This window comes from Verrucosispora sp. WMMA2044, assembly GCF_027497155.1.
In the GTDB taxonomy this organism is placed as follows: domain Bacteria; phylum Actinomycetota; class Actinomycetes; order Mycobacteriales; family Micromonosporaceae; genus Micromonospora; species Micromonospora palythoicola.
In genome coordinates, this window is record NZ_CP114913.1 from 3,389,319 (window position 1) to 3,402,017 (window position 12,699).

Annotated in this window: 12 protein-coding genes; 3 read left to right on the top strand and 9 right to left on the bottom strand. The window is 74.6% G+C overall.

Annotated elements, in window-relative coordinates:
• Window positions 1–88: 88 nt before the first annotated feature.
• Complete coding sequence (locus tag O3597_RS15385; RefSeq protein ID WP_281601558.1) at window positions 89–865, top strand: TetR/AcrR family transcriptional regulator C-terminal domain-containing protein; 777 nt, start codon at window positions 89–91, stop codon at window positions 863–865.
• Window positions 866–874: 9 nt separating this feature from the next.
• On the opposite strand, the gene O3597_RS15390 is transcribed toward O3597_RS15385, so the two are convergent.
• Genes O3597_RS15390 through O3597_RS15425 form a run of 8 tightly spaced genes read right to left on the bottom strand, consistent with a single transcriptional unit; the run spans window position 875 to window position 9,475 of the window.
• Window positions 875–1,858 carry a DNA topoisomerase IB gene (locus O3597_RS15390; RefSeq protein ID WP_164445257.1) on the bottom strand — a complete coding sequence of 328 codons (984 nt, stop codon included), beginning with the start codon at window positions 1,856–1,858 and terminating at the stop codon, window positions 875–877.
• Window positions 1,842–2,795 (bottom strand): glycosyltransferase family 9 protein, encoded by a 954-nt coding sequence (locus O3597_RS15395; protein ID WP_281601559.1) that lies wholly within the window; start codon window positions 2,793–2,795, stop codon window positions 1,842–1,844. Before O3597_RS15395 ends, O3597_RS15390 begins: the two co-directional genes overlap by 17 nt.
• The gene (locus tag O3597_RS15400) at window positions 2,792–3,478 is read right to left on the bottom strand and encodes an SDR family oxidoreductase (RefSeq protein ID WP_281604549.1); all 687 of its coding nucleotides are present in this window, start codon (window positions 3,476–3,478) and stop codon (window positions 2,792–2,794) included. The genes O3597_RS15395 and O3597_RS15400 overlap by 4 nt, the downstream gene beginning before the upstream one ends.
• A gap of 2 nt (window positions 3,479–3,480) precedes the next feature.
• Window positions 3,481–4,911, bottom strand: a complete 1,431-nt coding sequence (locus tag O3597_RS15405; RefSeq protein WP_281601560.1) for a PfkB family carbohydrate kinase — start codon at window positions 4,909–4,911, stop codon at window positions 3,481–3,483.
• 10 nt (window positions 4,912–4,921) lie between these two features.
• Window positions 4,922–5,575 carry an SIS domain-containing protein gene (locus tag O3597_RS15410; protein ID WP_216592541.1) on the bottom strand — a complete coding sequence of 218 codons (654 nt, stop codon included), beginning with the start codon at window positions 5,573–5,575 and terminating at the stop codon, window positions 4,922–4,924.
• Window positions 5,575–6,792 (bottom strand): glycosyltransferase, encoded by a 1,218-nt coding sequence (locus O3597_RS15415; protein ID WP_281601561.1) that lies wholly within the window; start codon window positions 6,790–6,792, stop codon window positions 5,575–5,577. The genes O3597_RS15410 and O3597_RS15415 overlap by 1 nt, the downstream gene beginning before the upstream one ends.
• Window positions 6,783–7,754 (bottom strand): glycosyltransferase, encoded by a 972-nt coding sequence (locus O3597_RS15420; protein ID WP_281601562.1) that lies wholly within the window; start codon window positions 7,752–7,754, stop codon window positions 6,783–6,785. Before O3597_RS15420 ends, O3597_RS15415 begins: the two co-directional genes overlap by 10 nt.
• Complete coding sequence (locus tag O3597_RS15425) at window positions 7,751–9,475, bottom strand: HAD-IIIA family hydrolase (protein WP_281604550.1); 1,725 nt, start codon at window positions 9,473–9,475, stop codon at window positions 7,751–7,753. The genes O3597_RS15420 and O3597_RS15425 overlap by 4 nt, the downstream gene beginning before the upstream one ends.
• 229 nt (window positions 9,476–9,704) lie before the next feature.
• On the opposite strand from O3597_RS15425, the gene O3597_RS15430 reads away from it, so the two are divergent.
• Together O3597_RS15430 and O3597_RS15435 are read left to right on the top strand one after the other, a co-directional pair.
• Entirely contained in the window at window positions 9,705–10,142 is a 438-nt protein-coding gene (locus tag O3597_RS15430; RefSeq protein WP_309246116.1) for an SRPBCC family protein, read from the top strand.
• 92 nt (window positions 10,143–10,234) lie between these two features.
• A complete protein-coding gene (locus tag O3597_RS15435; protein WP_164445263.1) occupies window positions 10,235–11,002 on the top strand; it encodes a polyprenol monophosphomannose synthase in 768 nt (255 codons plus the stop codon).
• A gap of 18 nt (window positions 11,003–11,020) precedes the next feature.
• Here O3597_RS15435 and O3597_RS15440 read toward each other — a convergent pair whose 3' ends face one another.
• Entirely contained in the window at window positions 11,021–12,634 is a 1,614-nt protein-coding gene (locus tag O3597_RS15440) for an NAD(P)/FAD-dependent oxidoreductase (RefSeq protein ID WP_281601563.1), read from the bottom strand.
• Window positions 12,635–12,699: the final 65 nt, after the last annotated feature.

A 12,699-nucleotide genomic window follows, 5' to 3' on the forward strand; every position in this document is an offset into this window, starting at 1 on the left:
CCTCCCTATTCTGCGTACCTCATACGCTCTTATGCGTAGACCATACGCAGAAGATATGCTGGCGGTCAACGCCGGCCTGGGAGGTGGAGTGGGCGAAGACATCGAGCTGCCCGAGAACGTCGCGCTCGCCTGGGGGCTGCGTGACCGTCCGAGCCGTGGCCCGAAGCGCAGCCTCAGCCTCGACCAGGTGGTCGCCGCCGGCATCCAGATCGCGCAGGCCGAGGGGTTGACGGCGGTGTCGATGAGCCGGGTGGCAGGCGAACTCGGCGTGGCCACGATGTCGCTGTACCGGTACGTGCCCACCAAGCACGACCTGCTCGACCTGATGGTGGACACCGCGTACGGCCCGCCACCGCGCCCGCGCGGGGCCGACGAGGGCTGGCGGCCGGCGCTGGCCCGATGGGGTGAGGGCAACGTCGCCGCGCTGCGCCGGCAGCCCTGGATGCGGCACGTGCCGATCACCGGCCCACCGATCAACCCCAACCAGGTGCGGTGGCTGGAGTACGGGCTCGCCGCGCTGCGCGGCACCGGCCTGCGCGCCTCCGAACGGATCGCCGCGATCATGCTGGTCAGCGGGTACGCCCGCAGCTGGGCCACGCTCACCGCCGACATCGCCGAGGCCGCCGCCCGGACCGGGCGGACCCCGGAAGAGGTGGGCCTGCGCTACTGGCAGCACCTCGCCGTGCTCACCGCGCCCGGCCCCTACCCGGCGATCCACGAACTGCTGGCCGAGGGCGACGAGTACGACGACGACGTCGACCTCGAATGGCGGTTCGGGCTGGGCCGGATCCTCGACGGCGTGGCAGCCATGATCGAGACCCGGGCCACCGACCCGTCCGGTTCCGGTCCGCCCGACGGTGGTTGACGCTCTCGGTCAGGTCCGCGCCAGCAGGGTCAGCACCGCCCGCTCGGCCTGCTCCGGCGAGGTCGCCCCGGTCACCGGAGCGACCACCCCGTCGTGGAAGAGATCCACCACCCTCGGGTCCACGTACGAGGCGCGAGCCACCGTCGGCGTGTTGCCGAGCAACTCCGCCACCTGTCGCATCACCGCCGCCACCGCCCGGCGGCGAGCGGTCACCGAACGGGCGGAGGCCAGTGCTGCCAACTCCGTCGCCGCCCGTACCGTCGCGTGCCAGGTGCGGAAGTCCTTCGCGGTCATCTCGCCACCGCTGGCCTCGCGGAGATAGTCGTTGACCTCGTCGGCGCGCACGTCCCGCCACTGCCGGCCGTCCCAGTAACCGAACAACCGGTCGGCCGACCGCCGCCGCCGACGCAGGTCGGTGAGCACCCGGCACAACTGCGGGTCGGAGATCAGCCGGACCTGCTCGATGCCGCCCTTGGCCGGGAACTCGAACAGCACACACCCCTGGCGCAGCCGGGCGTGCTCGGGGCGCAGGGTCGCCACGCCGAACGTCGGATCCTCGCCGGCGGCGTACTGGTCGCTGCCCACCCGGAAGGCGCCCATGTCGAGCAGCCGGGTCACCGTCGCCAGCACCCGCTCGCGGCGCAGCCCGCGTACCGTCAGGTCGTGGCCGACCCGCTCGCGCAGCAGCGGCAGCCGGCCCGCCACCTCCAGCACGTGGTCGAACTTCGCCTCGTCCTGCCGCTGCCGCCACAGCGGGTGGTAGAGGTACTGCTTCCGGCCGGCCGCGTCGACGCCGATGGCCTGGATGTGCCCGTTCGGGTACGGCGAGATCCACACGTCCCGCCAGGCCGGCGGGATGACGAGGGCGCGCAGCCGGGCCAACTCGTCGGGGTCGCGTACCGGCTCGCCGCGCGGGTCCAGGAACGACCAGCCCCGGCCCCGCCGACGCCGCCGATATCCCGGCCGACCCGGATCGCTACGCCGCAACCGCACGGTCCACCCGCACCACCCGTTCCACCTCGTCGACCGCGGCCAGCACCTCGTCCACGCCGAGGGCGACCATCGTGGGATGGTCACCTACCCCGTCCCACTCCGGCCATGCCCGCGCGCCGGCCCAGAGTGCCCGGTGCCGTCGGCGCTCCGGCGGTGGGCCCCAGCGCGCCGGCGGGACCGGACCGAACAGCACCACCGACGGGGTGCGGTAGCCGGTGGCCAGATGCGCCACCCCGGTGTCCCCGCTGACCACCAGGCGCGCTCCGGCGATCAGCGCGGCGAGCTGGGCCAGGTCCGTCCGGCCGGCCAGCACCGCGGCGGTGGGCAACCCGGCCCGGTACGCGACCCGAGCGACCATGTCCCGCTCCGACGCGCTGCCGGTCAGCACCACCCGGTGCCCCCGCCCGGTCAGCTCCCGGGCCAGGGCCGCGTACCGGGCGGCCGGCCAGCGCTTGGCCGGCTCCTTCGAGCCGGGGTGCAGCACCGTGAGCCCGCCTGCCGCCAGCTCCGGACCCGGCCGGCGCAGGTCCAGGTCGGTCGGGTCGGCCGCAATGTCGTACTCGCGCAGCAGCCGGCACCAGCGCGACACCTCGTGCTCGTCGTCGTCCCACTGCGGCCCGTCGGCGTGCGGCGCCTCGGCGTTGGCGAAGGCGATCAGCCGGCCGGGACGGGCGGCGGCCAGCAGCCGGTGCGACCGCGGACCCCGGCCGTGCAGGTTGACCGCCACCGCCACCCGCCCGGCAGGCCGGGCCAGCCGGTCCAGGCCATCGGTGGGCAACAGCCGGTCCACCCCGCCGACCAACTCGACAAGCGGCCCCAGCCAGGCCGGCGCGGCGAGCACCAGTTGCTGCTCCGGGTACGCCGCCCGCACCGCCCGCACCGCCGGGACCGCCGTGGCCAGGTCACCGACGCCGAGGGCACGCAGCGCCAAAATCACGGGTACGACGTCTCCCGATCGGCGCAGACCACCATCTCGCGGATCGCGCAGCCGGCCGGCTGGGACAGGGCGAACATGACGGCGGCGGCGGTGTCGGCCGGATCGTTGAGGACCGCGTCCGACCCCGGCCGGTACTGCGGATCGCGTTCGTCGAAGAAGGCCGTCCGCATCCCACCCGGGATGAGCAGCGTGACACCGACCGTGCCGGCCAGTTCGGCGGCGAGCGCCCGGGTGAAGCCGACCACCCCGAACTTCGCCGCACAGTACGCCGTCGCGTCGCTTACCGCCTTGATGCCGAGGGTGGAGGCCACCGTCACGACGGTGCCCCGGGAGGCGGTCAGGAACGGTAGCGCGGCCCGGATCACCGCGGCGGTCGCCAGCAGGTCCACGGCGACGATCCGGTCCCAGGTCTCACCGGGCACGTCGGCGAGCCGGCCGGGCACGTCGATGCCGGCGGCGGTGACCACGGCGTCCAGCCCGCCCACGCGCTCGGCCAGCTCGCGAGTGGCGGCCTCGGCGCGGCGGCTGTCGGCCAGGTCGCACTCCAGCCAGGGGACCGGGTCGGCCGGCGCCTGCCGATCCAGCACCAGCGGCCGACCACCGGCGGCGGCCACCGCCGCCACCACCGCCGCACCCAGTCCGCTGGAGCCGCCGGTGACCAGCACCGTCCGCCCGCTCCTCACGCTCACCGGGTGGCCTCCGTTCGGGTGGCCGTCGCGGCGATCATCTCGGTGGTGGACCGCCCGTCCAGATAGGGCACCACCACCGTGTGACCGCCCCACCGGCGCAGGATCTCCGCCTCCGGCAGGTCGGCGCCGTCACCGCCGCCGGTCGCGTAGTCTCCGCCCTTGACCCAGACGTCCGGGCGCAGCCAGGACAGCGCCGCCTCCGGTGTCGGCTCATCGAAGATCATTACCGCGTCGACGCAGCTCAACGCGGCCAGCAGCCGACTTCGGTCGTCCTGGCGCATCACCGGCCGGTCCGGTCCCTTGAGGCCGGTGACGCTGGCGTCGGAGTTGAGGCACACGATCAGGCAGTCGCCGAGTTGCCGGGCGGCCTGCAACGTCGCGACGTGGCCGGCGTGCAGCAGGTCGAAGCAGCCACCGGTGGCGACGACCGTCCCGCCGGCGGCGCGGACCCGGGCGACCACGGCGGCCGACGCGGCCACCCCGACCCGGTCACCGGCCACCGCAGCGTGCACCGCCTGCGGGGCGCGCCGCACCGGCGCCGGCAGGGCCGTCGCCACCCCACCGTCCGCCACGTACGCCGACGCCTCCGCCACCGCCTCCTGCACCGCCTCGGAGACCAGCGCGCCACGGGCCAGGGCGAGACCGGCGGCCACGGCGAACCGGTCACCCGCGCCGCAGGTGTCCCCCTCGGCGGCCACCGGAGCGGGCACCATCAGCGGCGTCGATCCGGCGTGGCTGAGCAGCGCGCCGTCGGCGCCGAGCGTCACCGCGACCGCCCCCGCGCGCCACCGCTGCCGCAGCCGCTGCGCACCCTCGGCGGCGGTGGCCAGCCGGGTGCCGCCGACCGGCGCCTCCATCAGCTCCCGCACCTCCGCCTCGTTCGGGGTGACCAGGTTCGCCCCGGGTACCGCGGCGGGTCCACGAGGGTGCGGGTCCCAGACCAGCGGAGCGCGGATCGAGGCCAGGGCCGCCCGCAGCGCCGGCTGCCGTGCCACCGCGCGGCCGTAGTCGCTGACCACCACCACCGATGCCCGCTCCAGGACGCGCAGCACCGCCTCGCCCGGCTCCGCCAACTCCCCCGCCCCGCCGCCCCGGTCATGGCGTAGCAGCACCCGGCCCCCGGACCGCAGCCGGATCTTCTCCGGGGTGGCGCCGGCCAGCCGCAACGGATAGACCTGCACCCCGGCGGCGGCGAGCAGCACGCTCAGCCGGGCCCCGCCGGCATCGTCGGCCAGCGCGGTCACCAGCACCACCTCGGCACCCTGTGCGGCGGCGAAGACGGCGGAGAGTCCGGCACCGCCGGGCCGGTCCACGTGTGCGATCTCGTCGAGCACGGGCACCGGCGAGTCCGGACAGAGCCGGTTGACCACCCCCTCCACATCCCGGTCGAGCAGGGTGTCGCCGACCACCACCACGGGTCCCGTCACGTTCGCCTCCTCACGCCTGCACCGGCCGGACGGTACCGCCGTCCAGCACCACCTCGACACCGGCCCGCACCGGACCGGCCGCCGGCGCCGCCGGGGCCGGCTGATCCCCCATCGCCTGCTCGACGTACTCGCAGAGCAGGTGACTGGAGACCAGGTGCAGCTCCTGGACCACCTGGGTGTCCGGCGAGTCCACCGCGAGCACCTCGTGACACGCCTCGGCGAGCGGGTTCGGCGCCGGCCCGGTGAACGCCCAGCAGCGCAGGCCCGCCTCCCGACCGGCGCGGGCGGCGGTGAGCAGGTTGCCGCTGCCGCCGCTCGTGGACAGCAGCAGCAGCACGTCGTCGGGTCGGCCGTGCGCGCGGACCTGCCGGGCGAAGACCTCCTGGTAGCCGTAGTCGTTGCCGATCGCGGTCAACGCCGACGTCTCGGCGTGCAGCGCGATGGCCGACAGCGGCCGACGGTCGTCGCGCAGCTTGCCGACCAGTTCGGCGGTCAGGTGTTGCGCCTCGGCGGCACTGCCACCGTTGCCGGCGACGAGCAGCCGGCCGCCGTCGGTGAGCCGTCCGGCCAGGACCGCGCCCCACCGGGCGAGCAGCGGCTCGCAGCGGCGGAACGGCGGCAGTGCCGCGGTCAGGTGGGCCAGATGCGCGTCGAGCAGACTCATCAGGCCACCACCCGGGTCGGTCGACGCACCGCGGCCACCTCGTCGTAGACCTCGGCGAGGCGCTGCGCGGTGACCGTCCACGAGTAGTGCCGGCGGGCGCGGGCCCGCGCCGCGCCCGCGTACGCGAACCGGCGGATCCGGTCGTCGAGCAACGCCCGCAGCGCCGCACCCAGCGCGCGCGGATCCCGCGCCGGGACCAGGTCCCCGGTCACGCCGTCGACCACCGTGTCCCGCAGGCCGCCGACGGCGGTGGCCACCACCGGCACCCCGCAGGCCATCGCCTCCAGCGGGGTCAACCCGAACGGCTCGTACCAGGGCGCGGCGACCAGGATGTCCGCCGAGCGGTACCAGCGGCCCATCTCCTCCCGGGGCACCGCGCCGACCAGGCGGACCCGGTCGGCGACGCCGCAACTGCCGGCGAGGGCCCGCAGCCGCCGGGCGTACGGGTCGGTCTCCAGCAGGCCGGCCGGCGGACCACCGACCACCACGCACTCGGCCTCGGGTACGTGCGCCATCGCCCGTACCACCGTCTGGAAGCCCTTGCGTTCCACCAGCCGGCCCACGGTGAGGATCCGGGGCCGCCCGGGCTCGCGCTCGGCGGCCGGCCCCAGCGGGGCGAAGGTGGCGAGGTTGACACCGGACGGGATGACGGTCATCACCGACCGGGGCACCCCCATCCGGACCAGCTCACCGACCTCGTCGCGGCACTGGGCGATGACCCGGTCCACCGAGCGGCCCAGCTGACGCTCGTAGCCGATGCGCCGCGCCGGGCTGGTGTCCTGCACGCCCTGGTGACGACGCTTCACCGCGCCGAGCGCGTGGTAGGTCTGCACCACCGGCACCCCGGTCTGCCGGCCGGCCTCCAGCGCGGCCAGCCCACTCATCCAGAAGTGTGCGTGGATCACCTCGGGCGCCCAGTCCCCGCCCCGCCACCGGTCGACGAGCCAGGCGCCGAACGGGCGCATGTGCGGCAGCAACGCGTCCTTCGCCAGCGGCTCGGCCGGCCCGGCCGGCACGTGCACCACGTCGTAGCCGTCCGGACTGCGTACCGTCACCGGCAGGTCCACCGCGTCGCGGCGGGTGTAGACCCGCACGTCGTGCCCGGCGGCGGCGAGCGCGGCGGAAAGCTCCGCGACGTGGGTGTTCTGGCCACCGGCGTCCTCGCCGCCCAGGATGGCGAGCGGGCTGGCGTGCTCCGAGATCATCGCTATCCGCATACTTCCTCCTCCAGCAGCCGGTCCCAGTCGGTGAGGAAACGGTCGAGGCCGTACCGTTCGCCGGCGGCGACGCGCGCCACGGCGCCGGCCTCGCGCGCCCGCTGCGGTTCGGCGAGGAGCCGGCTGGCGGCCGCCAGCAGGGTGTCGACCCGGGTGGAGAGGGCACCGGCACCCGGTGGCACCGCCATCACCGCTTCGGTGGTGGCCAGCGCCACCACCGGCATGCCCATCGCCATTGCCTCGATCAGGCTCAACCCCAGCGACGTCCACCGGCACAGGTGCAGGTATGCCCGGCGGCGCGCCAACTCGGCGTGCATCCGGTGCTGCGGCACGTCGTCGTGGCTGGTCAACCGGTCCGCCGGGAGGCCGAGGTGCTCGGCCAGGCCGGCCACCTTCATGCCGAAGACGTCGAGTGGGGCGATCTCGGCGAAGCGCACCAGCAGGTCGGTGCCGGTGACCCGCCAGCGGCGTACCGGTTCGTTGATCACGACGGCCAGCCGGTCCAGTTCCCCGGTCCAGACCGCCGTCGGTGTCACGATCCCGTGGTCGACGACGGTGGTCCGGGTGGTGCCGGTGTCCCAGAACAGCTCGTTGAACGCGGTCACGTGGGCGATGAGCAGGTCGTCCCGGTCGGCCAACGGGTGGCGGCTGTTGGGGACCTGACCGTCCTTCGGTGTGTTGTGCTCCACGTAGATCGCCGGCACGTCCCGGCCGGGCCGGCGGCCGAGCCACTGCTCGGCCAGGTCGATCTCCTCGGGGCGTTGCAGGATCACCACGTCGACGTCCGCGCCGCGCAGCTGCTCCGGGCTCACCTCCGCGGCGCTCTCCGGCCAGGTGTACGTCCGGGCCCGGCCCAGCCCGTACGGCCCCCGGTCCGGGGTAGCCGGGATCAGGTAGCGGTGCTTGCCGTGCACGAAGGAGGTGGTCCAGGAACCGTGCACGTGCCAGAGCAGGATGTTCATCGGCCACTCCCACCGCCGACGGTGACCACCTCGGGTGCCGCCCTGGGCCCGGCCGCGCCGGTTGGCACCCGGTCCGGCGGCACACCCAGCAGCCGCAACGCGTCGAGCACGTCGCCCGGCTGGATGTCGCTGAGGCAGGGGTGCCCGGGTACCGGACACCGGGCGGCCCGGGTGTCGCGGCAGGCGGCGGCGGCGTCGCCGAGGCGTACCGTCGGCACCCGCCACGGTCCCCACTGCCCGAAGGGGACGGTGGGGGCGAAGAGGCTGACCACCGGCACGCCGTAGCCGGCGGCCAGGTGCGCCGGCCCGGTGTTGCCGACCACCACCGCGGCGGCCCCGGCCACGATCGCGGCCAGCTCGGCCAGGGCGGTCCGGCCACCGAGGTCCCGGCAGTGCCGGCCGGCGACCCGTGCGGTCAGGTCCCGTTCGGTTGGGCCGCCGGTCACCACCACCCGGTACCCGACGGCGCTCAACTCGGCGGCGATCCGCTCGGCCACCTCGGGCGGGCACCCCCGCGCCGGTGCCGCCGACCCGGGATGCAGCACCACGTAACCCGGCGCACCCGCCTCGGGTGGGGGCGGTGGGACCGGGCGCAGCCGCAGGTGCGGTTCGTCGCCCTCGCCGAGCAGGTAACCGGCGGCAGCGGCCAGCGAGAGGGCCCGCTCCGCCTCCGGCACGCCGACCGGCACCCGGTGCCGCACGTCCAGCAGGCTGCCCGGGTAGTCGTCGCTGATCGCCGCGATCCGGGCGACCCCGGCCATCCGCAGCAGCAGGGCCAGGGGCAGCGGCGACTGGTGGAACGAGGTGAAGATGACGGCCTCGTCGGCGGCCACCGCCGCCAGCCGGGTGACCAGAGCCGCCATCTCCTGCGGATCCACCGGCGCGGGGGCCGGGTCGATCCAGGGCAGCCGGTGCTCGATCACCTCGTCGACGCCGGGCAGCAGATCGGCGGCGGCCCGGCCCCGGGGGCCACAGAGCAGCACCACCCGCTGGGCGCCGGCGGCGACCGCCCGGATGCCCGGCCCGGTCACCAGCACGTCACCCGCCGAATCCGACCGCACCACCAGTACGGTGCGGCCGGCGTCCGGGCGCCCCGGTGCCGACCGCCGCACACCCGTGGCGACGGCCCGGCTTCCCGCCCCCGGCAGCGGCTTCGCCGGGCTCAGTGACGCCTGGCGTCGAAGGATCTCCGCGACGGCCGAGGGCAGGTCGGCGGCCACCCACGGCGCCGCCGCCACCTCCTCGGCCCGGGTCACCGGCGTGGGGACCAGGATGCCGGTCGCACCGGCGGCCAGCGCCGCCGTGACGTCGCGACCGATGTCACCGATCAGGGCACAGCGGGTCGGCACGGTGCCCAGGGCCCGGGCCGCGGCGTGCACCAGACCCGGCCGTGGCTTGCGGCACGCGCAGCCGTCCCCGTCGTCGTGGGGACACACCTGCCAGCAGTCGAACGGGCCGAGCAGGGCCTCGATCCGACGGTGCACCCGGTGCAGCTGCCGCTCGGTGAACAGACCCCGGGCCAACCCGGACTGGTTGGTCACCACGGCGAGCTTCAGTCCGGCCGCGCGCAGCCGGTCCAACGCAACGCGGGCCCCGGGCACCGGACGCACCTTGTCCGGATCCGAGTTGTACGGCACGTCTTCGACCAGGGTGCCGTCGCGGTCCAGCAGCACCGCGTCGAAGAGCACCGGGCCGGACACGGACCCACCGGGCTCGGCCAGCGGCTCCGCTGACCTGCGCTGATCCGGCTCCCCACGGTCCTGTCGCACGGGCGGCGGGTTCCCTGCGCCCCGGTGAGTAAACGTCACCCGCGACGCGGCTGGGGCGACCGCGCACCGGCGGCACCGGCACTGCCGCCCGCGGTTGGCCTTACCCGCAGTCCCGGAGAAGCTAACCCGGCGGCCTCGTTACCCGAGGCCGCCGGCGGGGTACCGAGCAGCGGTGGCGGTCGTGGAGAAAGTGATCGAGGCACCGGTCCGACAGGTGTGGGCGGTACTCGCGGACGGATGGACCTACAGCGACTGGGTGGTGGGCACCGCCCACATGCGCGACGTCGACCAGGACTGGCCCCGGGTGGGCACCCGGCTGCACCACCGCGCCGGTCCCTGGCCGTTCTCCCTGGAGGACTGCTCGACGGTGCTGGCCTGTGAGCCGGAACGCAAACTCGTGCTCCGCGTCCAACTCTGGCCGGCCGGGGAGGCGGTGGTGACCTTCACCCTGGAGCCCCTCGGCACGGCGCAGACCCGGGTGCTGCTCGCCGAGGACTTCGCCGCCGGGCCACTGCGTTGGATCCGCACCAAAATCAACGATCTGGTGCTGCATCTGCGCAACGAGGAGACCCTGGACCGGCTCTCCGACATCGCCGAACGGGAGAAGACACCGGCCTGATCGCGGGCACGACGCCGGGAGCCATTTCACCCCGGAAGGGACAAGTGGCTACGCTCACGGGGAACCCTGTCCGCATACCGAGGATGTCCCCCATGATCGAACCCGTCCAGTTGCCCTCGCCGTGGCGGGACGTGCGCCTGACCGTCGTGGTCCCGACCTACAACGAGGCGGGCAACGTGCCGGTGCTTGTCGAGCGTCTCCTCGCGTTGCCACTTCCCGGTTTGCAGGTGCTGGTCGCCGACGACAACTCCCCCGACGGCACCGGTGAGGTCGCGGACAAGCTCGCCATCGAGCATCCGGAGCGGGTGCAGGTCGTGCACCGGCCGGGCAAGGAGGGTCTGGGCCGGGCGTACGTGGACGGGATCGGCCGGGCCCTCGACGGCGGCGCCGAGTACGTGGCCCAGATGGACGCCGACCTGTCCCACCCACCCGAGGCGTTGCCGGGCATGCTGGGCGCGCTGCTGTCCACTCAGGCCGGCGTGGTCATCGGGTCACGCTACGTCCCCGGCGGCGAGCTGGACGAGAACTGGCCGCTGTACCGTCGGGCGCTCAGCGGCTGGGCGAACCTGTACGTGCACACGCTGCTGCGGGTCCGCATCCGCGACCTCACCGCCGGTTTCAAGATCTGGCGGGCCGACGCGCTGCGCGACATCGGGTTGGAGCGGGTGCAGTCCAACGGTTACAGCTTCCAGGTCGAGATGCACTACCTGGCCACCAAGCTGGGGCACACCATCCTGGAGGTGCCGATCCGGTTCGAGGAGCGGCGCGACGGCACCTCGAAGATGACCACCGCCACCAAGATCGAGAGTGCGCTGATGCCGTTCAAGCTGCGTACCCGGCACCGCAACATCGAGCCCTGACCTGCCGGGCCCGGTGGGTCACTCGTAGACGGCACGGTGCGCGGTGGCGATCGCCCGGTGGTACACCCCACCGGTGAGGGCACGGTCCCGGGCCAGCGCGGCGCGGGCGGCGTTCGCACCGGGGGCGCCGTGCACTCCCCCGCCGGGATGCGCCGACGCGCTGGCCAGGAAGAGCCGATCCACCGGAGTGTCGGCGCGGCCGAGCCCGGGTACCGGCCGCAGGAACAGCTGCTGGTACGGGGCAGCGGTGCCGCCGCCGAGCGCACCGCCGACCAGGCTCGGGTCGGCGGCCTCCAACTCGGCCGGCCCGGCCACGTGCCGGCCCACCACCAGACCGCGGAAGCCGGGCGCGGCGGCTTCCAGCACCGTCTCCATCCGCTCGACGTGGGACATGATGTCGTCGGCCCGCCAGTGCCGGCGGAACGGCAGGTGGGTGTACGACCAGAGCGACTCGGTGCCCGGCGGCGAGTGGCTCGGGTCCGCCACCGACATCTGCCCCACCAGCAGGAACGGTTCCGGTGGCAGCTCACCCATGGCCAGCCGGGCGGCGTAACCGGTCAACCCGTTGAGGTCCGCCCCCAGGTGCACCGTGCCGACGGTGGCCAGGCGACGGTTCGTCCAGGGCACCGGAGCGGACACCGCCCAGTCCACCTTCAACGTGGAGCCGTCCCACCGGAAGTGTTCCAGGTCGGCCACCAGTCGCGGGGGCAGCAGGGCCGGGCCGGCCAGGTCCAGGTACAGGGCGGGCGCGGGCACGTCGGCGAGCACCGCCCGACGAGCCCGCCAGTTGGCCCCACCGACGGTGCGGACACCCACCGCCCGGCCGCGGGCGACCAGCACCCGGTCCACCCGGGCACCGTAGAGAATCCGGCCGCCCCGCTCGGTCAACCGGGCCACCAACGCGTCGGTGATCTTTTGTGCGCCACCCTCCGGAACCGGCCAGCCGACCTGCTGGCCGAGCATGGCGAGCAGCCAGCCGTAGACGCCGGAGCCGGCCTCCTCCGTGGACAGGTCGGTGTGCAGGGCGCAGCCGGCGAGCAACGCCGGCCCGCCGGCGCCGGCGAACAGTTCCTCGCCGAGCCGGTTCACCGGCAGCACCAGCCGCCGGGCCAGCCGCAGCGCGCCGCCGACCCGTAGCCGGCGTAGCAGGCCGAGGCCGCCGCGGACCGGCGGGAACGGCGTGGTGATCAGCTCCAGCATCGGTTCGGCGACCTGCCGCCACTGCGCGTACGCGCTCAGCCAGCGCTCGCCGTCGCCGGGGGCGAAGGTCTCCAGCGAGGCCGCCGTGACCGCGGGGTCACGGTTGAGCACGGCGGCCCGGTCGTCGGGGAACAGGTGGGCCAGCACGTCGGGGGCGTGCCGCCAGGTGAGCCCGTACCGGGTCAGGTCGAGCCCGCGCAACACCGGCGAGGCGTAGCCGAGCGGGTAGAACGAGCTGAACAGGTCGCTGAGATAACCGGGTGCGGTCACCTCGGCCGAGCGGACCGCCCCGCCGGGTACCCCGGTCGCCTCCAGCACCAGCACGTCCCAACCCGCGTCCGCCAGCAGGTTGGCGGCGACCAGACCGTTGTGTCCGGCACCGACGATGACGGCGTCGGCCCGCTCGGCACCGAGGGAACCTGGCGAAGTCATCCGAGGACGCTACCCCGGGCCCACCGGACGAAACGTTTGCCACGGCCGGGCCCGGGCATGCAGCG